This is a genomic window from Amycolatopsis japonica (assembly GCF_000732925.1).
Classification (GTDB): domain Bacteria; phylum Actinomycetota; class Actinomycetes; order Mycobacteriales; family Pseudonocardiaceae; genus Amycolatopsis; species Amycolatopsis japonica.
Genome location: NZ_CP008953.1, coordinates 6,257,255 through 6,281,099 on the forward strand (window position 1 = coordinate 6,257,255; position 23,845 = coordinate 6,281,099).

The 23,845-nt window shown below is 69.8% G+C and carries 20 protein-coding genes and 1 riboswitch; of the genes, 6 read left to right on the forward strand and 14 right to left on the reverse strand.

The window, feature by feature from the left end; genetic code table 11:
• Positions 1-276 precede the first annotated feature (276 nt).
• Entirely contained in the window at positions 277-537 is a 261-nt protein-coding gene (gene rpsT, locus AJAP_RS29020; RefSeq protein ID WP_005158599.1) for a 30S ribosomal protein S20, read from the forward strand.
• A gap of 53 nt (positions 538-590) precedes the next feature.
• Here the strand turns inward: rpsT and holA are convergent, their stop codons facing one another.
• The gene (gene holA, locus AJAP_RS29025) at positions 591-1,574 is read right to left on the reverse strand and encodes a DNA polymerase III subunit delta (protein ID WP_016332404.1); all 984 of its coding nucleotides are present in this window, start codon (positions 1,572-1,574) and stop codon (positions 591-593) included.
• A 135-nt stretch (positions 1,575-1,709) separates the two neighbouring features.
• Positions 1,710-1,843, forward strand: a riboswitch (SAM riboswitch).
• A 13-nt stretch (positions 1,844-1,856) separates the two neighbouring features.
• Here holA and thrC point away from each other — a divergent pair.
• Positions 1,857-3,122: a threonine synthase gene (gene thrC, locus AJAP_RS29030; protein WP_005158594.1), complete on the forward strand. Its 1,266-nt coding sequence runs from the start codon at positions 1,857-1,859 to the stop codon at positions 3,120-3,122.
• Between the two features lie 33 nt (positions 3,123-3,155).
• On the opposite strand, the gene AJAP_RS29035 is transcribed toward thrC, so the two are convergent.
• From AJAP_RS29035 to nadD, 7 genes are all read right to left on the reverse strand, one after another.
• Positions 3,156-5,561 carry a ComEC/Rec2 family competence protein gene (locus tag AJAP_RS29035; protein WP_038517188.1) on the reverse strand — a complete coding sequence of 802 codons (2,406 nt, stop codon included), beginning with the start codon at positions 5,559-5,561 and terminating at the stop codon, positions 3,156-3,158.
• On the reverse strand, positions 5,558-6,280 hold the full coding sequence (locus tag AJAP_RS29040; RefSeq protein ID WP_038517189.1) for a ComEA family DNA-binding protein: 723 nt from the start codon (positions 6,278-6,280) through the stop codon (positions 5,558-5,560). The genes AJAP_RS29035 and AJAP_RS29040 overlap by 4 nt, the downstream gene beginning before the upstream one ends.
• Before the next feature lie 146 nt (positions 6,281-6,426).
• Positions 6,427-7,272 carry a DegV family protein gene (locus AJAP_RS29045; RefSeq protein ID WP_037342736.1) on the reverse strand — a complete coding sequence of 282 codons (846 nt, stop codon included), beginning with the start codon at positions 7,270-7,272 and terminating at the stop codon, positions 6,427-6,429.
• A 10-nt stretch (positions 7,273-7,282) separates the two neighbouring features.
• Positions 7,283-8,011: a diglucosylglycerate octanoyltransferase gene (gene octT / locus AJAP_RS29050; protein ID WP_038517192.1), complete on the reverse strand. Its 729-nt coding sequence runs from the start codon at positions 8,009-8,011 to the stop codon at positions 7,283-7,285.
• 3 nt (positions 8,012-8,014) lie between these two features.
• Positions 8,015-8,629, reverse strand: coding sequence for a histidine phosphatase family protein (locus tag AJAP_RS29055; protein ID WP_037342734.1), 615 nt, complete (start codon positions 8,627-8,629; stop codon positions 8,015-8,017).
• Positions 8,626-9,030: a ribosome silencing factor gene (gene rsfS, locus AJAP_RS29060; RefSeq protein ID WP_016332398.1), complete on the reverse strand. Its 405-nt coding sequence runs from the start codon at positions 9,028-9,030 to the stop codon at positions 8,626-8,628. Before rsfS ends, AJAP_RS29055 begins: the two co-directional genes overlap by 4 nt.
• 22 nt (positions 9,031-9,052) lie before the next feature.
• A complete protein-coding gene (gene nadD, locus AJAP_RS29065) occupies positions 9,053-9,685 on the reverse strand; it encodes a nicotinate-nucleotide adenylyltransferase (protein WP_073846459.1) in 633 nt (210 codons plus the stop codon).
• Positions 9,686-9,846: 161 nt separating this feature from the next.
• On the opposite strand from nadD, the gene AJAP_RS29070 reads away from it, so the two are divergent.
• From AJAP_RS29070 to argS, 3 genes are all read left to right on the forward strand, one after another.
• Positions 9,847-11,952: a RecQ family ATP-dependent DNA helicase gene (locus AJAP_RS29070; protein WP_038517196.1), complete on the forward strand. Its 2,106-nt coding sequence runs from the start codon at positions 9,847-9,849 to the stop codon at positions 11,950-11,952.
• Between the two features lie 90 nt (positions 11,953-12,042).
• Positions 12,043-13,329, forward strand: a complete 1,287-nt coding sequence (locus tag AJAP_RS29075; protein WP_038517199.1) for an MFS transporter — start codon at positions 12,043-12,045, stop codon at positions 13,327-13,329.
• A 109-nt stretch (positions 13,330-13,438) separates the two neighbouring features.
• Positions 13,439-15,124 (forward strand): arginine--tRNA ligase, encoded by a 1,686-nt coding sequence (gene argS / locus AJAP_RS29080; RefSeq protein WP_051972630.1) that lies wholly within the window; start codon positions 13,439-13,441, stop codon positions 15,122-15,124.
• Here argS and AJAP_RS29085 read toward each other — a convergent pair.
• Entirely contained in the window at positions 15,119-16,393 is a 1,275-nt protein-coding gene (locus tag AJAP_RS29085; RefSeq protein WP_038517204.1) for an FAD-dependent oxidoreductase, read from the reverse strand. The two genes, argS and AJAP_RS29085, sit on opposite strands and share 6 nt — an antisense overlap.
• 92 nt (positions 16,394-16,485) lie before the next feature.
• On the opposite strand from AJAP_RS29085, the gene AJAP_RS29090 reads away from it, so the two are divergent.
• On the forward strand, positions 16,486-17,115 hold the full coding sequence (locus AJAP_RS29090) for a TetR/AcrR family transcriptional regulator (RefSeq protein WP_038517207.1): 630 nt from the start codon (positions 16,486-16,488) through the stop codon (positions 17,113-17,115).
• A 15-nt stretch (positions 17,116-17,130) separates the two neighbouring features.
• Here AJAP_RS29090 and proB read toward each other — a convergent pair whose 3' ends face one another.
• From proB to AJAP_RS29115, 5 genes are all read right to left on the reverse strand, one after another.
• Positions 17,131-18,240 carry a glutamate 5-kinase gene (gene proB / locus AJAP_RS29095; RefSeq protein WP_038517208.1) on the reverse strand — a complete coding sequence of 370 codons (1,110 nt, stop codon included), beginning with the start codon at positions 18,238-18,240 and terminating at the stop codon, positions 17,131-17,133.
• On the reverse strand, positions 18,237-19,700 hold the full coding sequence (gene obgE / locus AJAP_RS29100; RefSeq protein WP_038517209.1) for a GTPase ObgE: 1,464 nt from the start codon (positions 19,698-19,700) through the stop codon (positions 18,237-18,239). The genes proB and obgE overlap by 4 nt, the downstream gene beginning before the upstream one ends.
• A gap of 110 nt (positions 19,701-19,810) precedes the next feature.
• The gene (rpmA, locus tag AJAP_RS29105; RefSeq protein WP_003067129.1) at positions 19,811-20,068 is read right to left on the reverse strand and encodes a 50S ribosomal protein L27; all 258 of its coding nucleotides are present in this window, start codon (positions 20,066-20,068) and stop codon (positions 19,811-19,813) included.
• A 38-nt stretch (positions 20,069-20,106) separates the two neighbouring features.
• Complete coding sequence (gene rplU / locus AJAP_RS29110) at positions 20,107-20,421, reverse strand: 50S ribosomal protein L21 (RefSeq protein ID WP_005158538.1); 315 nt, start codon at positions 20,419-20,421, stop codon at positions 20,107-20,109.
• A gap of 169 nt (positions 20,422-20,590) precedes the next feature.
• Positions 20,591-23,662, reverse strand: coding sequence for a translation initiation factor IF-2 N-terminal domain-containing protein (locus AJAP_RS29115; RefSeq protein WP_038517219.1), 3,072 nt, complete (start codon positions 23,660-23,662; stop codon positions 20,591-20,593).
• Between the last annotated feature and the right edge of the window lie 183 nt (positions 23,663-23,845).

Below are 23,845 nucleotides of genomic sequence, written 5' to 3' on the forward strand. Positions count from 1 at the left end.
GCTCCGCCGATGGTGCCGCTCGGACCGGTCCCGTCTGCCCTGATTGTGTGTTTCGCTGAACGGGCAGGCGGCGGAACCCTAGGCACTACGATCTTCACCGTACCGCAAGCAGCCCGCCCGAGGCTGGCGCGAGCCGCGCCGGGACGGCTGTTAAGCTTGCGCTTCACCGTCGTGTGGCATTCCGTCATGGAGGAAACCCGCGCCGCTCTCACGAGCACGCAGGGCCGGTCACAGCGCGGCGGTGAAACCACCGAGAGATTCAAGAGGAGCGCCCCCGTGGCCAACATCAAGTCGCAGATCAAGCGCATCACCACCAACGAGAAGGCGCGTCAGCGCAACCAGGCGATCCGGTCCTCGGTGAAGACCGCGATCCGCAAGTTCCGCGAGGCCGCCGACGCCGGTGACAAGGCCAAGGCCCTGGAGCTGCAGAAGGACGCGGCCAAGAAGCTGGACAAGGCCGTGACCAAGGGCGTCATCCACGCCAACCAGGCCGCCAACAAGAAGTCCGCGCTCGCGAAGCGCGCGAACTCTCTCTGATCGGCTTTCGAAGGGCCCCGGCCGACTCACGTCGCCGGGGCCCTTCGCCGTTCTCAGCGGCTTGTGCCGTGGGCGTCGACGACCTCCAGGACAGCCCGCTCCAAGGCGTACTCCGGATTGGCCGCCACCCCCTTGACCTCGGCGTTGAGCCTGGCGACCACCCTCATCGCGGTGGCCAGACCGTCCTGCCCCCAGCCGCGGGCCTGCCCCTGCGCCTTGCGCACCTTCCATGGCGGCATCCCCAGCTCGCCCGCCATCTGATTCGGGTTCCCGCGACCGGCGCCGGACACCCGCGCGATCGTGCGGACGGCGTCGGCGAGCGCGTCCGCGACCAGCACATGCGGTACGCCCAGCTGCATCGCCCAGCGCAGCGACTCCAGCGCCGCCGCCTTGTCACCGGCGACGGCCTTCTCGGCGACGGCGAAACCGTTCACGTCCGCGCGGCCACGGTGGTAGCGCCGGACGGCCTGCTCGTCGACCGCCCCGCCGGCGTCCGCGACGAGCTGGGTCGCCGCCGACGACAGCTCGCGCAGATCCGAGCCGACGGCGTCGATCAACGCCAGCACGGCCGCACCGTCGATCTTCCCGCCGACCCGGCGGACCTCGTTGCGGACAAAGGATTCCCGCTCGGCGGCCTTGGTCAGCTTCGGGCACTCGACTACCTCCGCGCCCGCCTTCTTCAAGGCGGCTGGAAGCCCTTTCGCGGCCTTGCTCCGGCCGCCTCCGCTGTGCACGACGACGAGCACGATGCCGTCGGCGGGCGCCTTGACGTAGGCCATCACCCCGTCGGCGAGTTCCTGCGAGATGTCGTGCGCGGATTCGAGGACGATCACCCTGCCCTCGGCGAACAGCGAGGGGCTGACCATTTCCGCGAGCGCCGGGACTGTGAGGTCCGACACCCGGATCCGGGTGAGATCCGCCGTCGGGTCGGCCGCTTTGGCCGCGTCCGAAGCACTGCGGACCGCACGTTCGATCAGCAGCTCTTCCTCACCGAGAACCAGGACCAGCGGCGATGGGGCGGAAGCTTGCGTCGTCACGGTGACGATCCTGCCACTCCTCCTCTCGTGTGCTTTGTCCGGTGATGTGTTCCGGGCACGGTGGCCCCACCTGAGGCTCATGTCGTACGGTGTTGGCGAGGCGACGCGATGACACGCGTGCCGACAATCGAATACCGCTCATCCAGAGGGGCAGAGGGAACGGCCCGATGAAGCCCCGGCAACCGGCGTCAGCCTGTCATCCCGCGATCGCGGGATAGCTGACGAACACGGTGCCAATTCCGGCCCGCCACCGGCGGGGCAGATGAGGAAAGGAACCTCGCGATGACCGCAACCCTCGGCACGACCTCCACCACCAAGACCCCGGATCTCGGACCGGCCGTCGAACTGGTGTCGAAGGAAGAGGGACACCGGCAGCCGCTCGCCCCCGAATTCGTTTCCGCCGAGGACTTCTCGCCGCTCGAGGTCGCCTACGACTTCGGCCGCGTGCGCCGCGAGGACATCGAAGCCGGGCCGAAGAACATCTGGCGCTACAAGAAGCTCCTTCCCGTTCCGTCGAACGTCGAAGAGATCCCCAACACCGAACCCGGCGCCACCCGGCTCATCCAGGCCGACAGGCTCGCGAAAGCCTTGGGCGTCAAGAAGGTCTGGGTCAAGGACGACACCGGGAACCCCACCCACTCGTTCAAGGACCGCGTGGTCGCCGTCGCGCTGGCCGCCGCCCGCGAATTCGGGTTCGACGTGCTGGCCTGTCCGTCGACCGGCAACCTGGCCAACGCCGTCGCCGCCGCGGCGGCCCGCGCGGGCTGGCGGTCGGTCGTCCTGATCCCGAAGACCCTCGAACGCGCCAAGATCCTCACCACCGCCGTGTACGACGGTGACCTGATCGCGGTCGACGGCAACTACGACGACGTGAACCGGCTCGCCACCCAGCTCGCCGCCGAGCAGGAGAGCTGGGCGTTCGTCAATGTGAACGTCCGGCCCTACTACTCGGAAGGTTCCAAGACGCTGGCCTTCGAGGTCGCCGAACAGCTCGGCTGGCGGCTTCCCTCCCAGATCGTGGTGCCGATCGCCTCCGGTTCCCAGCTCACCAAGGTGGACAAGGGTTTCCGCGAGTTCGGTCAGCTCGGCCTCGTCGACGAGACGCCGTACAAGGTGTTCGGCGCGCAGGCCACCGGCTGCTCCCCCGTCTCGGCGGCCTTCCGCGCCGGGCACGACGTCGTCCAGCCGGTCAAGCCGGACACGATCGCCCGGTCGCTGGCGATCGGGAACCCCGCAGACGGTCCCTACGTCCTCGACGTGGTCAACCGCACCGGTGGCGCGATCGAAGACGTCACTGACGAAGAGGTCGTCGAGGGCATTCGGCTGCTCGCCCGCACCGAGGGCATCTTCACCGAGACCGCGGGCGGCGTGACCGTCGCGACGGCCAAGAAGCTCATCGAGACCGGCAAGCTCAACCCGGACGAGGAGATCGTCCTGCTGATCACCGGCGACGGCCTCAAGACCCTCGACGCCGTCGAGGACAAGATCGGCCCGAAGGCCACCGTCAGCGCCTCGGCCGACGCGGTCCGCGAAGCTCTGGGTATCTAAAAGCTCGGGCATCTGAGTTTCGCGCGGCCCGCCTCAGGAACGAGGCGGGCCGCGGGGCTCACCCCGGCGTACCAGGGCGAGGCCTCGCCCGTCCGCGACCACCGCGGTGTCGCCGTCCGTGTCCGTCCTGGCGACCGCCGCGCCGACGGCCACCAGACTGTCCAAAGTGGACTTGTTCGGATGACCGTAGGTGTTTCCGGCACCGACGCTCACCAATGCGGCCCGCGGTGCGACGGCGTTGAGGAAATCCGGTGCCGTGTAACGACTTCCGTGATGCGGGACCTTCAAGATCTCGGCACGCAGATCGGCACCCTCGGCCATCAGGTCGGACTGCGCGGCGAGCTCGATGTCGCCTGTCAGCAGCAACCGGCCCGCCGGGGTCCCGGCGCGCAGGACGACCGAACCGTTGTTGATCACCGTGCCATCCTGTTCACGGACCGAGCGCCGGGTGACATAGCGCGGCCCCAGCACGTCGAGTGACAACGCCTGCCATTCCAGCCGTTGTCCGATCTCCAGCTCCAGCAAGGGAATTCCGCGCCGCGCCGTCTCGTCCGCGACCTGCTGCCACGCCCAGGCCGGGGCCCGTCCCGGGCCGACGGCGACCGCTCCGATCGACCGGCCCTCGAAGACGGATCCGAGACCGCCGATGTGGTCGGCGTGCAGATGACTCAGCACGATCAGCGGCACGCGGTCCACGCCGAGCCTGCTCAGGCATTCGTCCACCGGTCCCGGTTCCGGCCCGGTGTCGACCAGGACCGCCCTGCCCTGCTCACCTGTGGCGAGGACGACGGCATCGCCCTGTCCGACGTCACAGGCGACGGCGTTCCATGCCGGCGGTGGCCACGCCGGTGCCAGCACCCGCACCGGTACGAAGACGACCAGCCCGGTGGCCAACGCGATCGCCAGCAGGATCCGGCCGTGCCGCAACCGGATGACGACGAGCAGCACGGCGAGCAGTCCGGCCGCCAAAAGCCCGCCCCACCAGCCATCCGGCCAGTCCACGACGGCTCCCGGGGCCCGGGCGCCGTGGCGGGCCACGGTGATGAGCCAGCTCGCCTCGGGTTCGGTCAACCGGACCAGCAGCCGGCCCGCCGACGGCCACCACGGTCCGACGGCGGTGGCGAGCACGCCGAACACGGTGGCCGGGGCGACCACCGGTGCGGCGAGCACGTTGGTCAGCACCGAGACGAGACTGACCGATCCCGCCATGCCCGCGATGACCGGCGCCGTCATCACGAACGCGGCCAGCGGGATGGCCAGGCCCTCGGCGTAGCCGGCCGGAACACCGCGTCCGACCAGCCACTCCGCCCATTTCGGCGCCAGCAGTACGAGCCCGGCCGTGGCGAGCACCGAAAGCGCGAACCCGAAGTCGGCGGCCATCGCCGGATCCGCCACCACGAGCCCGGCCACCGCGAACGCCAGCGCGGGCAGCGCCGAACCCCTGCGCCCCAGTGCCAGCGCCAGCAGCCCGACCGCCCCCATCACCCCGGCGCGGAGCACGCTGGGCGCGGGCCCGGCGAGGACCACGAACCCGGCCAGCCCCACGGCGGCCGCGGTGGCGGAAGTCCGCGGCCCGACCCGGAGCACTCTCAGCAGCAGGAGGATCGAGCCGCAGACGATCGCCACGTTCCCACCGCTCACGGCCATCAGGTGGGACATGCCGGAGTCGGTGAACTCGTGTTCCACCCTCGGGGAGAGCGTGCTCGTGTCCCCCACGACCAGTCCGGGCACGAGACCGGCCTCTTCCTCCGGGAGGACGGCGCAAAGCTCCCGGAGCCCGGTGCGCAGCGATTCCGCGGCTCGCTGCCACCAGGGCGCCGGTCCGGCGTCCGACGGCGGGCCTCGCACCGAGAGGACCGCGACAGTCAATTCGGCCCCCTTCGCCGGCGCGAGCCGCCCGGAGGCGGTGACCTGCTGCCCGGGCAGCAGGTCCTTCCACCCCTCGGCGGGAGCGAGCAGGAGGATCCGGCCGGCCGAATCCACCGCCCGCTCACCCGTCACCGCGGCGTCCACCGTCGCGGCGACGACCACCAGGCGGGTGCCCGCCCGGCGATCGGCGTATCCGGCACCGCGGACCGGACGTGGCCGCTCGGTGACCACCACCCTCGTGGTGGCGTCGCTCCCCCGTGCGGCGGCGGCACGGAGGTCGTCGTGCTCGGCGGCCCGGATCCGCAGCGCCACCGGGCCGGCGGTGAGCACGCCGAGGACCGCCAGGGCACCCAGGCCCGCCACCCACCGGGACGCCGTCCGGCGGGCACGGACACCGGCGACGATCGCGAGCACCACGGCGGCCGCACCGCAGAGCATCGTGATCCACCAGCCGGCGAGAAGTCCGGAAAGAGTGCCGAGCCAGGCCGTCGCCGCGGCCGGTAACAGCCGCAGGTCCTGGCCTCGCCACGACGCGGTGTCCACTTCGGACGGATCGGCGGACGGGTTCATCCGACGGACACCAATTCCCGGAATTTTCGATACTTGCTTTCGCCGATCCCTTCTACGTCACGGAGTTGCTCGACGGTGGTGAACCCGCCGTGCCCGGACCGCCAGTCGATGATGCGTTTCGCCATCACCTCGCCGACCCCGGGCAGCGTGTCGAGTTGCTCGGCCGTGGCCGTGTTCAGGTCGAGCTTCCCCGCCGGTGCCGCCGTTCCGGCCGCGGCCGGAACGGCGACACCGACGGCCACCTGCTCACCGTCGGTGAGCCGCCGGGCCAGATTCACTCCGGTCAGATCCGTTCCGGGCTGTGCCCCACCGGCCGCCGTGAGAGCATCGGCGACCCGTGCACCCGGAGGGATCGTGACCAGGCCGGGTCTGAGTACCCGGCCGACGACGCTGACCACCAGAGGCGCCTTGCCCGCCGCGGCGGGGACGTCTCCGGCGGCCTTCGCCGACGGCAGGGGCGGCACGGTCTCCGCCCCTGGCCGGTGTCCGAACAAGGCGATCGCTCCGGCCACGATCACGGCCACCGCGATCAGCACGGCCACCACGGCGAACCACCGCCGGTTCACCGGAATCCCGTCCGCCGTGAACCGGGCTGGCACCCAGCGGCGTACGAGCCTGCCCGCGGGCGGGCCCTGGGTGGGCGACGACAGCTGCGCGGCCAGCCACGCCAGCCTGGCGTTGACGGAGGGACCCGGTGACCGGGCGGTTTGGTCGAACACGTGAACGACGCTACGGAGCGGGGACGGCGGGCGGCAGTGGAGAATCCCGAGGCTGTGGACAAGTGGGGTGTTGTGGACAACTCGGCCGCGGCCGAGGCCGGATCACCGTTTTCCGTCGGGACCGTATGGGACGCTGGCGGGTTTCCCTAACCCGCTCGCTGGATCACCACACCGAGCACACCGGGTCCGGTGTGGGCCCCGATGACGGCGCCGATTTCCGAGACCACGCACCCTTCCGGGCAGTCGATCGACTCCTCGAGCCGGTTGGCCAGCTCGACGGCGCGCTCGGGCGAAGCCAGGTGGTGGACGGCGATGTCGGCGAGCCCGCCTTCGGCCGCCTTGACGGCGAGTTCGACCAGCCGCGCCACCGCGCGATTCATCGTCCGCACCTTTTCCAGAGGCTGGATCCGGCCTTCGGACATGTGGAGTACCGGTTTCACCGCGAGCGCCGTGCCGAGCAGGGCGGCCGCGGGGCCGATCCGTCCGCCGCGGCGCAGGTATTCCAGGGTCTCGACGGCGAACAGGGTCTCCGAGCGGCTCACCGCGTCGACCGCGGCCGCCTCCACCTCGGCCGGATCCGCTCCGTCCGCGGCGGCGCCCGCCGCGCGCAACGCGGCGAACCCGAGCCCCATCGCGGTGCTGCGCGAATCGACCACGCGCACCTTGTCCGGTCCGACCTCCTGGGCCGCGAGTACCGCCGCCTCCCAGGTCCCCGACAGCTCCCGGGACAGGTGGACCGACACGACGGCGTCCGCGCCCTCGGCCAGCGCCGCCCGGAACTCCTTGACGAACTCGGCGGGTGTCGGCCGGGAGGTCGTCACCAGGCTGCGTTTGCCGAGCGCCTCGGCCAGGGCCGCGGGCCCCATCTCGACGCCGTCGAGGAAGACGACGCCGTCCACGAGGACATGCAACGGGACCACCCGGATCCCGTTCCGTTCGGCGAAGCCTTCCGGCAGGTGGGCGGTGGAATCCGTGACTACGGCGACCGACACGGCAGCCAGCCTACGTTGCCGAGGGGCGGAGCACCGGGGCCATCAGGCGGGCCATTTCCGCGCCGACGGCGGCATGTCCTTCCCACCCCCAGTGCATCCCGTCCGGATTGCCCCGTCCGCTCAGCACGTGGTCGCCGACGACGGCTCCGAGATCCAGCAGCGGGACGTCCGCGCGACGACCCCACGCGGCGATCGCGGCGGCGGCACCGGCGCGGGCGGTGTGCACGCGGCCGTAGGCGTCGGACCGGTGGACGGACGGCAGGATGCCGAAGATCGGCAGGTCCGGTCGCAGCGCCCGTAAGGCCCCGACGGCGGTGTCGAGGTACTGGACCGTGAGCTTCGACGGCAGGACCGCCGGACGTCCTCGAAATGCGATCGCGAGCCGCGGCTGGGCGGCGAGATACGCCTTGCGCGCCACTCGCCGCAGCGGGTCGGGCCGCAGATACCGCAGTCCGGTGCGCAGATAGGTGGGCAGCGGCGAGGGCAGCGTGTCCATGCTCCCGACGGCCAGGACGACGGCGTCGACGTGATGGAGGTCCGCCCAGACGCGCGGGTCGCCGATCAGCGACCACCAGGCGTCACGGGCGGTCCAGCCGAACCCGGCGACGAGATCCACGCCACCACCACCGAGTGCTTCGGCGGCGACGTTGGGCCACAGGCGCGCGTCGTCGGCGGCGTGCGGGCCGTCCGGGCCGTGGAAACTGAGGGAATCGCCGAACACGAGCAGGCGCGGGGCCATGGATCAGCCGGTGATTCCCGCGTTGTAGGCGGCCAGGCGCCAGTTGCCGTCGCGCCTGGTCAGCTCGACCCAGTGGCAGTTCGCGATCCCGCCCAGCGACGGCCACGACTCGACCGGCAGGCCGAGCAGTTTCGCGGTCAGCGCGATGATCAGGCCGCCGTGCGTGGCCAGCAGTACCGCGTCGCCGGCGTCGGAATTGGCCTGATCCAGGTCCGCGACGACCTCGAGCGCGCGTTCGGCGACGTCGACCCGTGACTCGCCGCCGGGCGGCGCCCAGGTCGCGTCGACGCGCCAACGGGCACGTTCGCCGGGATACGCCTCGTCGACCTGCTGGCCGGTGAAGCCCTGCCATTCACCCAGATGGGTTTCCCGCAGGCGTTTGTCGATGCGCAATGGGACGCCGATGGCCTCGGTGAGCACCGTGGCCGTGTCGGTCGCGCGGCGCAGATCCGAGGCGATCACCAGATCCGGGGAGAACCGGGCGAGCGCGGGAACGGCGAACCTGGCCTGGTTCCAGCCGACCTGGGTCAGCGCGGAGTCCAGATGCCCCTGCATCCGGCCCGCCGCGTTGTAATCGGTCTCGCCGTGGCGCCAGAGCACCAGCCGCCGCGGGCTCACGAGGCGCCTTGCGCGTCGGCGGGGTCCTCCTCGGCGGGTGTCTCCAGACCGGCGACCTCGATCCGCGGGCAGTCCTTCCAGAGCCGCTCGAGACCGTAGAAGGAGCGTTCCTCCTGGTGCTGGACGTGGATGACGACGTCGACGTAGTCCAGCAGGACCCAACGACCCTCGCGGGCGCCCTCACGGCGGACGGGCTTGTGCCCGCCGAGCCGCAGCTGCTCCTCGACGTTGTCGACGATGGCGCCGACCTGGCGTTCGTTGGGCGCGGACGCGATGACGAAGGCGTCGGTGATGACAAGCTGGTCGGACACGTCCAGCACGACCACGTCGCTCGCCTTCTTGTCCGCCGCCGCATGGGCGGCCGCTACGGCCAGCTCTCGTGCCTCGGACGTGGCTGTCACAGTTCTCCTCAAACAGATGGCTTTACTCGCGGGTGCGCCCGACGAGGGTACCCGGTGGGGAACCCCGGTCTTTGCGATAGAGGTCCTTTTTGGCGATGTAGCGCACTACGCCGTCAGGGACGAGGTACCAGACGGGCTCCCCGCCTTCGACTCGTTCACGGCAGGCGGTGGACGAGATCGCCATCGCGGTCACCTCGACCAGGCTCACCTTCCCGCTCGGCAGATGCTGCGAGTTGAGGCGGTAACCCGGCCTGGTGACGCCGATGAAATGCGCGAGGTCGAACAGCTCGTCGGCGTTGCGCCAGGTGAGGATCTGTTCGAGCGCGTCCGCGCCGGTGATGAAGAACAGCTGGTCGTCCGGGTATTCCGCGCGCAGGTCGCGCAGGGTGTCGACGGTGTAGGTCTGCCCGACGCGGTCGATGTCGACGCGGCTGACCGAGAAGACGGGGTTGGACGCCGTCGCGATCACCGTCATCAGATAGCGGTCCTCGGCGCGGGTGACCACCCGGTCGGACTTCTGCCACGGCTGACCGGTGGGCACGAAGATGACCTCGTCGAGCGCGAACCGCGATTGGACCTCACTGGCCGCGACGAGGTGCCCGTGGTGAATGGGGTCGAACGTGCCGCCCATGACCCCGATCCTGCGTGGTGACATGGGTCGTGAGCCTATACAGCGCGCGAGGCTCCACGCTCGGGTCGCCGGACCCACCGAACAGGCGTGATCTGGATCACATTACAGTCGGTTCCATGGATGAACGGTCCGTTCACGACTTCCCGGTCGCGACTTCGTCGGTGGCATGGGGTAGAGGTGGGGACGTGGACACATCGACTCTCCGGGATCGTGCCGAGACCCTCCTCCAGTCGTTGGCGGGCGAGGGCGCCCGGCTGCGTGACGACCAGTGGACGGCCATCGAGGCGCTGGTCGCGCACCGCCGTCGCGCGCTCGTCGTGCAGCGCACCGGGTGGGGCAAGTCCGCGGTGTACTTCCTGGCCACCGCGTTGCTGCGGGAGCGGGGCAACGGCCCGACCGTGATCATCTCGCCGCTGCTCGCGCTGATGCGCAACCAGATCTCCGCGGCGGCGAGGGCGGGCATCCACGCGGCGACGATGAACTCCGCGAACCCGCAGGAGTGGGATCAGGTCCAGGCCGCGATCGCGGCCGGTGAGGTCGACGTCCTGCTGGTCAGCCCGGAGCGGCTCAACAACCCGGACTTCCGGGACACCGTCCTGCCGAAGCTGACCGCGAGCGCCGGCCTGCTCGTGGTCGACGAGGCGCACTGCATCTCGGACTGGGGGCACGACTTCCGGCCGGACTACCGGCGGTTGCGGACGCTGCTGAAGGATCTGCCCGACGGCGTCCCGGTGCTCGCCACCACCGCGACCGCGAACGACCGCGTGGCGACCGACGTCGCCGAGCAGCTCGGCATCGGCAACGGGGGCGACACCCTCGTCCTGCGGGGCAGCCTGGACCGCGAAAGCCTGCACCTGTCGGTGGCCAAGCTGCCCACGTCACAGGCTCGGCTCGCTTGGCTGGCCGAGCATCTGGAGGAGCTGCCGGGCTCCGGCATCATCTACACGCTCACCGTCGCCGCCGCCCACGACGTGGCGGGCCTGCTGACCGAACGCGGCTATCCGGTCGCCGCCTACACCGGGAAGACCGACCCCGCGGACCGGCAGGCGGCCGAAGACGATCTGTTGAACAACAACGTCAAGGCACTGGTGGCCACTTCGGCGCTGGGCATGGGGTTCGACAAGCCGGATCTGGGCTTCGTCGTCCACCTCGGGGCTCCGTCCTCCCCCATCGCGTACTACCAGCAGGTCGGCCGCGCCGGACGTGGCGTCGATCGCGCCGAAGTGATCTTGTTGCCGGGCCACGAGGACAAGGACATCTGGGCGTACTTCGGCTCGCTCGCCTTCCCGGACGAACTGCGGGTGACCCAGGTGCTCAACGCCCTGGCGTACGCGGACCGTCCACTCTCGACACCCGCGCTCGAACCGTTCGTCGAGCTGTCCCGGTCCCGGCTGGAGATGGTCCTCAAGGTGCTGGACGTCGACGGCGCCGTCCGCCGGGTGAAGGGCGGCTGGGAAGGCACCGGCGAGGAGTGGCGGTACGACAAGGAACGCTATGCGCGGGTGAGCGCGGCGCGGACCAACGAGCAGAACGCCATGCTGGCCTACCTCGAAACCGACGGCTGCCGGATGGAGTACCTGCGGAAGCAGTTGGACGATCCGGAGGCGACGCCCTGCGGACGGTGCGACAACTGCACCGGTAAGCATTGGGACACCACGATTTCCGACGACGTCGTCGACGCCACCCGGCAGCGGTTGCGTCGTCCGGGGGTCGAGGTGGCGCCGCGGAAGATGTGGCCGACCGGGATGGCGGGGCTGGAGGTCCCGCTCTCCGGACGGCTGTCGGCGGGCGAGCAGGCCGAAACCGGCCAGGTCGTCGGGCGGGTGACCGACGTCGGCTGGGGCACGCGGCTGCGCGAGCTCGTCGGACCGTCCGCAGTGGACACCGAACTCCCCGATCCGGTCTTCCAGGCCTGCATCGAGGTGCTCAAGGGCTGGCAGTGGTCCGAGCGTCCGGTCGCGGTGGTGGAGGTGCCGTCCGCCACCCGGCCTCAGCTGGTCCACAGTCTGGCGACGAAACTGGCGTCCATCGGGCGGCTGAACTACCTGGGCGCCATGACTTCGACGGGGCCGCCCCCGCGTCAGGCGAACAGCGCGCAGCGACTGGCCGACCTCTGGAATCGCCTCGACCTTTCCGAAGGGCTCGCCGCCGAAGTCGCCTCGGCGGAGGGCCCGATCCTGCTGGTCGACGACCTGATCGACACCGGATGGACGATGACTTTGTCCGCACGCTTGCTCCGGCAGGCCGGGGCTCGCGCCGTTCTGCCGTTCGCTCTCGCGAGCACCTCGTAACCAGGGATCCGATCCCGACATTCGACAGGTTCTTTCCCGCGCGGGAACTTTCTGGCAAGGTTCCGTCCACGCGCGAGTACGGAGGTGCCGATGGCGGACGCAACGACGGAGCGGCTGAGGCATCGGCTCCCGGTGAAGAAGTTGTTCGCCGCCAGTGTCGGGAACGCGCTGGAATGGTTCGACTGGACCATCTACGCGACCTTCAGCATCTACTTCGCCAGCGAGTTCTTCCCGAAGGGCAATGAAGCGCTGGCGTTGATCAACACCTTCGCCACGTACGCGCTGGCGTTCTTCTTTCGGCCGCTCGGCGGGATGTTGCTCGGCCGTTTCGCCGACATCAAGGGCCGGAAGCCCGCGATGATCCTGACCATCGTGCTGATGGCGGGTGGTTCGGTGGCCATCGGTCTCCTGCCGACGTTCGACCAGGTCGGCTGGCTGGCCCCGATCCTGTTGCTGCTCGCGAGAGTGGCGCAAGGACTGTCGCTCGGCGGCGAGGTCTCCAACGCGTCGGCGTACCTCGGCGAGATCGCGCCACCCGCCCGCCGCGGGCGGTACTCCGCCTTCTTCTACATCTCGACCGGTTCCGCCGTCCTGATCGCCTCGATCCTCGGCTTCGTGCTCGCAAGGACGATGTCGAAGGCGGATCTGACGGCGTACGGCTGGCGGATCCCGTTCCTGCTCGGCGGCGTTCTCGGCATCATCGGCCTGTGGCTGCGCCGCAGTCTCGCCGAGACCGAGATCTTCGAGGAGAAGAAGTCGACGGCGCGCCGGGTCGAGCGACCGCTGCGCACCACCCTCCGCGAGCACCCGCGGGCCGTCGTGCAGCTCGTGGGTTTCTCGATGCTGTCGACCCTTTGCTACTACACGTTCTTCAGCGCGCTGACCTCGTTCGCGGTCAAGACCCGCAAGGCCGACGACGTCGACGTGTTCCTCGCGTTGTCGATCGCGACGGCGCTGTTCGTCGCGCTCCAGTACCCGATGGGCGCCCTGTCGGATCGCTTCGGCCGCAAGCCACAGCTGCTCGTCTGGGCGGCGGCGACCGCGATCCTCATCGTCCCGCTGTCCACTTTGGTCCGGCCGGGCCTGCCGGGTCTGCTGGTCGTGTTCTGCGTCGGGCTCTGCCTGTACACGGCGATGACGTCGATCGCGCCCGCGATCATGAGCGAGCTGTTCCCCACCGAACTGCGCGGCCTGGGCATCGGCGCCTGGTACAACCTGACCGTCGCGTTGTTCGGCGGGACCGCTCCCCTGGTGCTCACGGCGCTGTCCGACGCCGGGCTGTCGACGCTGTTCTTCTGGTACGTGGCCGCCGGAGCGGTGATCGCGTTCTTCGTCATCCGGACCCTGCCGGAGACCAAGGGCAGCGACCTGCGCTGAAACTCCGTCGCCGACGACGCGGGTAGTGGCTACCCTCGCGCTCCTACGACGAGCGCGAAGGAGGGACACCGTGTTGTTCGGCGATGTAAGCGAGGAATTGGCGCGACGCATGGTGAAGGCCCTTCGCGACGTCACCGACTTCGAACCGCCGTCCGCCCTGGTGCGGGTCTCCGCGCAGAGTGGCGTCGACTATCAATGCGATCTCGCGATGAGCTTGGGCAAACGCCTCGGCAAGCCGCCGAGGGAGATCGCCGCCGACATCGCGGCGCGGCTCGACGTCGCCGATCTCGCCGAACCACCGGAGGTCGCGGGGCCGGGCTTCCTCAACTTCACCCTGCGCTCGTCGTGGCTGGCCGAACGGACGACCGCGCTCAACGGCGACCCACGGCTGGGTGTCCCGGTGACGCCGCGGCCCCGGCGGATCGCCGTCGACTACAGCAGCCCGAACGTGGCGAAGGAAATGCACGTCGGGCATCTCCGGTCGACCGTCATCGGCGACGCGATCGTCCGGCTGTCACGCTTCGCCGGACATGAGGTCGTCCCGCACAACCATCTCGGCGATTGGGGCACTCCGTTCGGCATGCTGATCGAGCATCTGCTCGACGAACGCCCGTCCGGCCCGTACGCGATCAGAGACCTCAATGGCTTCTATCGAGCCGCCCGGGCGAAGTTCGACACCGACGACGGCTTCGCGACCCGCTCGCGTGAGCGGGTGGTGCTCCTGCAAAGCGGTGACGAAGAGACGCTGTCGCTGTGGCAACGTCTGGTCGACGAGTCGACACGGCATTTCACCCAGGTCTACGACCTTCTCGGGATCGGCCTGACGAGTGAGGACGTCTACGGTGAGAGCTTCTACAACCCGTTGCTCGCCGCGGTCGTGGACGACCTGGACACCGCCGGGCTGACCGAGATCAGCGACGGCGCGGTCTGCGTCTTTCCCGACGGTTTCCGCAACCGGGAAGGCGATCCGCTGCCCCTCATCGTGCGGAAGCGGGACGGCGGTTACGGCTACGCGGCCACCGATCTCGCGACCCTGCGGTACTGGACGGAACAACGCGAAGTCACCGATCTGCTCTACGTCGTCGGCACGCCGCAAGCACAGCATTTCGCGATGGTGTTCGCCGTGTGCCGGGCCGCCGGCTGGCTCCGCGAGGAGCACCGAGCCGAGCACATCGGGTTCGGCTCGGTACTCGGCGAGGACGGCCGCGCCATGAAGACCCGGGCGGGCGAGTCGGTCCGGCTTTCCGATCTGCTCACCGAAGCGATCTCCCACGCCGCCGAAGTCATCGACGACCGGGCCGACCTCTCCCCCGAAATCAGGGAAGAGGTCGCCGAGGCGATCGGGATCGGCGCGATCAAGTACGCCGACCTTTCCGGTGATCGCGAACGTGACTACGTCTTCTCCTGGGACCGGATGCTCGCCAAGAGCGGGAACACCTCGGTCTATCTGCAGTACGCCAACGCGCGGATCCGTTCCGTGCTGGCGAAAGCGGATCAAGACCTCGCCGGTGCGCGGGTCCTGCTCGGCCACTCCGCGGAGCGTGCTTTGGCACTCGCGCTGACCCGCTTCCCCGAAGCGGTCGGCGCGGCGACCGCCGGACATCTCCCCCACAAACTGTGCACGTATCTGTACGAAACCGCGGTCGTCTTCTCGCGGTTCTACGAACAGTGCCCGGTGCTGGACGCCGAAGGCCCCGGCGTCCGCGACTCACGCCTGCTGCTGGCCGAACTCACGTCGAAGACGCTGACGCTGGGCCTGTCCCTGCTGGGCATCTCCACTCCCGCCAGGCTATGAGTCGCCGTGGTCGCTGAAGACCTTGCGCTTCAGCGGAGGGACCGCCTGGAAGAAACGGAACATCCCTCGTGCCATCGTGCGGCCCGCCCGGTTCTCCGACACGAACTGGCGGGCGCTGCGCTCCGAGTCGCGTACCGCCGCGAAACCGTAGTCACGCATCCTCTGCTCGTAGTCGGCGACCGCGGAGCGCACCCCGCCGGTCTTGCGGGCTTCGACGAGGTTGCGGCACAACAGTTGCGCGTCCCGGAGCGCGGTGTTCGCGCCGATCCCGCGAAACGGGGTCATGCTGTGGATGGCGTCGCCCAGCAACGTGACGTTGCTCGTCGGCCATGGCTCGACGGGCTTCGAGGTGAAGATCGGCAGCCGGGACACCGCCTCCTCGGGCGAACCGGCGACCAATTCCTTGAACGCGGGATCCCAGCCGTCGATCAGGTCCAGCACCAGAGCGCGCAGCGCGGCACCGTCCAATGAGGACAGGTCGCTCGGGTAACGCCGGTCGTCCGCCGCGTACGCCCACATGACGTAACTCGAGGTGTTGTCGAACAGAACTGGGTCGTGGGCCGCCGTTTCGTCATTCACCGACGAGGCTCCGGCCAGCTCGTGCGGCGCGGTGAACAAGCCGGCCCCGGTACGCGGCATCACCATGCTCGGACCGTCGGTGAGCCGGGCGGGCAAACGCTTGCGGGTCTCTTCGGTCAGCGGGTGCTTGCCCGCGATCGCGATGATCCCCGTGTCCACTCGCTCGGCGCCGGGAAGAAACTGTTCGCGCACGCGGGAATTGGCCCCGTCTGCGCCGATGACCAAGTCTGCTTCGACGGTGCTGCCGTCGGCGAACTCGCAGACGACCACCTCGCCTTCGCGGCGGTAGCCGACGAACTCCTTGCCGTGGTGCAGAACTCCTTCGAGCCCGTCGGACAGCACCTGGTGCAGGCTGATCCGGCTGACCGAATGATGGTCCGACGCGGGATCAGGACTCGACGTGAGCTCGGCGTCGATCACCATCAGGTCCCGCAGCCGCTCGGTCACGAAGGAGAACGGACCGCTCGTGGTGCCGGTGGTGTCCAGGAACCGCTGCCAGAGCTCGGGCGGCAGGCATTCGTGCAGGGCCGCGGCGCCGTGCGGGTTGATGTGCACGCGATAGCCCTGCAGACGTTCGGTCCGGGTGCGGCTGCGTTCGTGAACGGATACGTCGATTCCCGCCTTGCGTAGCCCTTGCGCCAAGCAGAGACCGCCCGTTCCGCCGCCGATGATCGCGATTCTCGTGGTCATGGGGTTTCTCCTCTCTCCGCCGACAACTATCAACCATACGGATGATAGTGTCAACCGAACGTTTGAAGGAGTCAGCGGCTAAGCTGAACCGCATGTCCGAAGCCGCCTCGCGCAGCCCTCGCCGCGCCCCCGTCGAACGCCAGCGCGATCCCGAGCGCACGAAGGTCCTGCTTCTGGAGGCGGCGAAGGCCGAGTTCGGCGCGAAGGGCTATGCCGCGGCACGCGTCAGCGAGATCGCCGCGAAAGCGGGCGTGAACAAGCAGCTGATCTCGTACTACTTCGGCGGCAAGGAAGGGCTGTACAACGCGCTGACCGCGACGATGTACGGCGACTACGCCGCTGTCGCCGACCATGAGAAACCGTTCGCGGAGGTCGTCCGGTTCTTCGCCAGGTCGGGAGTCCGGGACCACGACCTCGCCAAGCTGTTCCTCTGGGAGAACCTGACCGACGGCGCCCCCGACGCGATCGGCGTCGAGGGGCAGCGCGAATTCCTCCAGCGGCAGGTGGAGTACGTGCGAGCGCGTCAGGCCGCGGGAGATTTCCCCGCCGACCTCGACCCGGCGTTCCTGCTGGTGATCTTCATGGCCGCGTCCAGTGCCGCGCTGGCGCTGCCTCGGATCGTCCGGGCCGTCTCGGGCCAGGACCCCCAGTCGGCCGAGTTCGCCGAGGCCTACGGCGAACAACTGGCGCGCCTGGTCGGCCACCTCGCCGATTCGCCCTGACGCCGGGCCGATCCCCTAGCGCCGCAGGGGAACGAGATCGTCCGCGTGGACGACCTCACGACGCTGCTCCGCGGGCAGGTCGTGACTGGAGCGGCCGATGAGGTCGGGAAGTTCGCCCGCGTCGAAGGCCACGACGCCGCGCGCCACGGTCCGCTGCCGGAGATCGACCAGATCGACGACGTCGCCCGCCTGGAAGTCGCCGTCGACGCCGGTGATCCCGGCGGCCAGCAGGGAGCGACGGCGGCGGACGACGGCCGCGACCGCGCCGTCGTCGAGATGCAGTTTCCCGGACGCGCCCGCGGCGTAACCCAGCCAGAACCTGCGGGCCGACAGCCGGGAGTCCGCGGCGGCGAACGCCGTGCCGACCTCGGCGGTGGTCAGGGCGCGGGCGGCCTCGGAAGCGGCGGCGAGCAGGACCGGGATCCCGGCGCCGGCGGCGGTGCGGGCGGCGGCGAGCTTCGACACCATGCCGCCGGTGCCGAGCCCGGAGCTCGACATGCCGACGGTGATTCCGTCCACATCGGACTCCCCGGCGACTTCGGCGATCTTGCGGGTCGCGCCGTCACGGGGGTCCCCGTCGTACAGACCGTCCACATCGGACAAAAGGATGAGCGCGTCGGCACCGATCAGGTGGGCCACCAGCGCGGCAAGCCGGTCGTTGTCGCCGAAGCGGATCTCTTCGGTGGCCACGGTGTCGTTCTCGTTGACCACGGGCACGGCGCCGAGGGCCAGCAGCCGGGTGAACGTGTTCTGCGCGTTGCGGTAGTGCGCACGGCGCACGACGTCGTCCGACGTCAGCAGAACCTGGCCCACCGTCAACGAAAACCGACCGAACGACTCGGCGTAGGCGTGGGCCAGCGCGAGCTGCCCGACGCTGGCCGCGGCCTGCTGGGTGGCGAGGTCACGCGGTCGTTTGCCGAGCGAGAGCGGCGCGAGTCCCGCGCCGATCGCACCAGAGGACACGAGCACGATCTGCGTGCCGCGGGAGACCCGGTCGGCGATCGCGTCCACCAAGGCGTCCAGCCTGGCCACGTCGAGACCGTCGCCGGCGGTGGTCAGTGCGGAGGAACCGACCTTGACGACCACACGCTTCGCGTCGGCGATCGCCACCCGGGTTGAGCTCACTCGTCGTCCATCTCGTCTTCGTCTTCGACGCCGTCCGGACCGTCACGACGGATCCGGCGGGCTTCCTTACGCTCGGCGGCACCGATCCGGCTGGTGTTCTCCAGCCGCACGTCCGTGCCCCGGCCCGACAGGTGCACCGCGACCCCGGCCGGGGTCGAAGGCTCCCACTCGAACTGGACGTCGCCGATGGTGACGGGGCTGCCGGGTACGGCGCCCTTGCGTGCCAGTACTTCCTCGACACCCAGCCGGTTGAGCCGGTCCGCGAGGTAACCCACGGCTTCGTCGTTGCCGAAGTTGGTCTGCCGGATCCACCGCTCGGGACGGGAGCCGCGGATGATGAACGCGCCTTCCTCCTCCGGGTCGAGTTCGACGGTGAAGCCCGCGTCGTCGACGGCCATCGGCCGGAGCACGACCTTCGCCGGCTCGGGGGCGGGCTGTTCGGCGCGGTACTTCTCGACGACGGCGGCGAGCGCGTAGGTCAGTTCCTTCAGCCCCTGCCGCGACGCGGTCGAGATCTCGAACACGCTGAGGCCGCGGGCTTCCAGTTCCGGGCGCACGAACTCGGCGAGTTCGGCGGCGTCCGGGATGTCGATCTTGTTCAGCACCACCACACGCGGCCGGTCGGCGAGGTCGCCGCCGAGGCTCGGGGTGTAGCGGGCCAGCTCTTCTTCGAGGGCGTCGATGTCGGACAGCGGGTCACGACCGGGCTCGAAGGTGGCGCAGTCGACGACGTGCACCAGTACGGCGCAGCGTTCGATGTGACGCAGGAAGTCGAGGCCGAGGCCCTTGCCCTCGCTCGCACCCGGGATCAGCCCCGGCACGTCGGCCATGGTGAACACGGTCGATCCGGCGGTGATCACGCCCAGGTTCGGCACCAGGGTGGTGAACGGGTAGTCGGCGATCTTCGGCTTGGCCGCGGACAGCACCGAAATCAGCGACGACTTGCCCGCGGACGGGAAGCCCAGCAGCCCGACGTCGGCGACCGAACGCAGCTCCAGGACGAGGTCGCGGGTCTCCCCCGGCTCGCCCAGCAGCGCGAACCCGGGCGCCCGGCGGGCCTTGGAGGCCAGCGCCGCGTTGCCGAGGCCGCCACGGCCACCCTGGGCGGCGACGAAGGTGGTTCCCGGCCCGACGAGGTCGGCCAGGATCTCGCCGTCCTCGGTCATCACGACGGTGCCGGACGGGACGCGCATCTCCAGCGTCTCCCCCGCCGCACCGGCGCGGTTGCCGCCCTGGCCCAGTTTGCCGTTGCCGGCGCGGGCGTGCGGGCGGAAGTGGAAGTCGAGCAGCGTGTGGACGTTCGGATCGACGATCAGCAGCACGTCGCCGCCGTTGCCGCCGTTGCCGCCGTCCGGGCCGCCGAGGGGCTTGAACTTCTCGCGGTGCACCGAGGCGCAGCCGTTCCCACCGTCACCGGCGGCCAGATGGATCACCGCTCGGTCCACGAACCGGGACGCCATGACTTGCCTCTATTCACTCGCGGAAGAAAGGGGGATATACAAAACAAACGAGGGGTGGGCCCGGATATTCCGGCCCACCCCTCGTCAGAGGTCTAGCTTGAAGCCGAAATTCAGGCTTCGGACGGCACGATGTTGACCGTCTTGCGGCCACGCTTCTCGCCGAACTGGACCGCACCGGCGGCCAGCGCGAACAGCGTGTCGTCGCCACCACGGCCGACGTTCACGCCGGGGTGGAACTTGGTGCCACGCTGGCGGATCAGGATCTCGCCCGCGTTGACTTCCTGGCCGCCGTAGCGCTTGACGCCCAGTCGCTGCGCGTTCGAATCGCGACCGTTGCGGGAGCTGGACGCACCCTTCTTGTGAGCCATGGCTCAATCCTCTTTCTGACGAAGATCCGGAGAAAGTCCTACTTGGAGATGCCGGTGACCTCGACGCGGGTCAGCTTCTGCCGGTGACCCTGGCGCTTGTGGTAGCCGGTCTTGTTCTTGAACTTGTGGATCCGGATCTTCGGACCCTTGGTCTGCTCGACGACCTTGCCGGTGACCGAGACCTTCGCCAGCGCGTCGGCGTCCGTGGTGACGTCGCCACCGTCCACGAAAAGGACTGCGGGGAAGGTGTGCTCGGTACCCGGCTCGCCTTCGAGCTTCTCGACCTCGACGACGTCGCCGACGGCCACCTTGTACTGCTTGCCGCCAGTCTTGACGATCGCGTACGCCGACACGGAAGTCTCCTGCTTACTCGACAACGGGTGGGGGCTTGCGTGATCGGCCCACCAGGAAAGTCTCGGTGGTCCAGATGCTGCGCAAGGTGCCCGCTCTAGGTGGCGGGCCGTTCTACAGGTTACGTGGGGCTCCCCGGTGCGATCACACCGGGGTGCCCCTAGGTGTTCACTAGCTCTTTTCCGACGCCTTGACCGGCGGACCGGCCGGCCGCGAGGCCGCCCGTCGCGGACGACGGCGGGTGGTGGAGCGCACGGCCGGGGCCGGAACGTCCACCTCGGGCTCGGTCTCCTCCTGAGCGGAAGGAGTCTCGGGCTCGGAAACCTCTTCTGTCACAACAGCCTCAGGAGTCACCGGCACCTCGGGCGCTTCGGGCTCCGGGCCCGATTCCGCGACGACGGCGATCTCCTCCTCGCGCACGGCCGGAGCCTCGTCGTCCGGAGTCGTCACCGGCTCACCGGCGAGTTCCGTCGCGGGCGCCTCGGCGACCGGCTCGGAGACCGGCTCAGCGGCCGCCTCGGCCGCCTGTTCGACGGTCGCTTCGGCAACGGGCTCCGAAGCCTGCGGGACGTGCCCGTTCAGCGCGGCACCCTCGACGTTCTCGGTGACCTCGTGCGGGTGCTCACCCTTGGCCGCCTTCGTGGCGTTGGCCACGGCCTGGACCGCCGAAACCACCGACTCGCGCTGGGCGGGCGGAGGCGTCTCGGCCTTGGCCGCGGCGGGCTCGTTATGGCTCTGTCCCTGGTCGTCACCCTTGCCCCGGCCGCGGGACCGGCGGGAGCCCTGCTCCTTGCCGCCACCGCCGCCGTTGCCGTGGTTGTGACCGTTGCCGCCGCCACCGGTGCGCTGCGGCTCGGTCGAGACGACCACGCCGCGGCCCTTGCAGTGCTCGCACGGCGTCGAGAACGCCTCGAGCAGCCCGGTGCCGATCTTCTTGCGGGTCATCTGCACCAGGCCGAGCGAGGTGACCTCGGCGACCTGGTGACGCGTGCGGTCGCGGCCGAGGCATTCGGTCAGCCGTCGCAGCACGAGCTCACGGTTGGACTCGAGCACCATGTCGATGAAGTCGATGACGATGATGCCGCCGATGTCCCGGAGCCGGAGCTGGCGGACGATCTCCTCCGCCGACTCCAGGTTGTTCCTGGTCACCGTCTCCTCAAGGTTGCCACCCGATCCGGTGAACTTGCCGGTGTTGACGTCGATGACCGTCATCGCTTCGGTGCGGTCGATGACCAGGTAACCACCCGAGGGCAGCCAGACCTTGCGGTCCAGCGCCTTGGTGATCTGCTCGTCGATGCGGTGGTCGGCGAAGGCCGAACCGGTGCCCGTGTACCGCTTGACGCGATCCGCCAGGTCCGGCGCCACGTGCTGCACGTAGTTGTAGATGGTGTCCCAGGCCTTGTCGCCCTGGATCTCCAGCTTGGCGAAGTCCTCGGTGAACAGGTCGCGCACGACCTTGACCAGCAGGTCCGGCTCTTCGTAGAGCATGACCGGGGCGCTGTTCTTCTTGCCGCCGTTGCCGGCTTCGGCCTTCTCCTTGATGACGTCCCACTGCGCCTTCAGGCGGCGGACGTCCCGGTCCAGCTCCTCCTCGCTGATGCCCTCGGACGCGGTGCGGATGATCACACCGGCGTCCTCGGGGACGATGCGCTTGAGGATGTCCTTCAGGCGGCGGCGCTCGTTCTCCGGGAGCTTCCGGGAGATACCGGTGGCGCCGCCCGCGGGCACGTAGACCAGGAAGCGGCCCGGCAGCGAGATCTGCGTGGTCAGCCGGGCGCCCTTGTGCCCGACCGGGTCCTTGGTGACCTGGACCAGCACGGAATCGCCGGTGGAGAGCGCCTGCTCGATCTTGCGGGCCTTGCCCTCGAGACCGGCGGCGTCCCAGTCGACCTCGCCGGCGTAGAGCACGGCGTTGCGGCCGCGGCCGATGTCGATGAAGGCGGCCTCCATCGACGGCAGCACGTTCTGCACGCGGCCGAGGTACACGTTGCCGACGATCGAGCCGGTGCCCGACGACGTCACGAAGTGCTCGCACAGGACGCCGTCCTCGAGCACGCCGATCTGCGTGGACTCGCCCTTCTCGGCGACGACCATGGTGCGCTCGACCGACTCGCGGCGGGCGAGGAACTCGGCCTCGGACAGGATCGGCGCACGACGACGGCCCGCCTCGCGGCCGTCCCGGCGACGCTGGCGCTTGGCTTCGAGCCGGGTCGAGCCGCGCACGCTGCGGACCTCGTCCCGCGCGGGGCGCTCGGTCTCGGCGGCCTTGGCCTGGCGCACGTGGACGACCGTGTTGGGCGGGTCGTCGCTGGTGGCCTCGGCGTTGTCGTCGTCCCCGCCCTTGCGACGGCGACGACGACGGCGACGCTTGCTGCCGCCGTCCGAATCGCCGTCGTTGTCCGAATCGGAGTCGGTGGACGCTTCTTCGGTGCTCTCGGCGCCGGCCTCGTCGGTTTCGGCGTCCTTGTCCTTCGCGCGCTGCTGACGGCCGCGCGGGGCTCGCGCCTCTTCGGGCTGCTCGTCCTCGTTCTCGGACTCGGCCGAGCCCTCGTCGCCGCCCTTGCCCCGGCCACGACCGCGGCGTCCGCGACGACGGCGGCGACGGCCGTTGGCGTCGTCACCGTCCTCGTCGGCGCCCTGGCCTTCGGCCTGCTCGCCCTGCGTCTCGTCCTCGTCGGAAGCGGGTTCCTCGGTCGGCGCGAAGGCGGGCTCCGGCTTGCGGGCGGGCTTCGCCGCGACGGGCTCCGGCGGCAGGAACACCGGCGACGGCGCGGCGAACACCGGGACGTGCACGGCGGCCTTCGCGGGCCTGGTGGTCGGCTGCGGCGGCTCCGGGGTCACCGGGGCGGCCAGCGCGGGCGGAACGCGCCGCGAAGGGGCCTCCACCTGCGGAGCGACGGGCTCCGGCTGTGCCTTGACCTCGGCCTTGACCTCGGGCTTGGCTTCGACCTCGGGCTCGGGAGCCGCGGGGGTCTCGGCGACAGGCTCTTCGGCGGTTTCGGGCTCGTCTCCACCTGTGAGGGCTTCGGCGAGCTTGAGTGCCACTTCGCGGGTGACGCTGGACTGCGCGCTGCGGACGGTCTCGCCGAGCTCACCGAGCTTGGCCATCAGTTCACGGCTGTTCGATCCGAGCAGCTTCGCCAAGGCGTGCACCCGGATCCGGGGCGGCAGTTCGGCCAGCTGACCTGCGATGGGTGTGGCGGTATTCCCGCCGGTGACGGCGGGTGTGTCCGCGTTCGACATATATCTCCTCCGCCCCCGGGCGCGTCGGCTGGCTCACACCGGCTCGACGCGGCCGCGCAGGGGCCCCTTTCTGTTCGTTCCGCCGTGGTGGTCACCAGCAGCGGGAATCCTTGCCCGGACCGCGACGGCGCCGGGGTTGTCCGGGCGCCGCGTACGGCTGAAGGTCTGCTCGGCGGAGCGCTG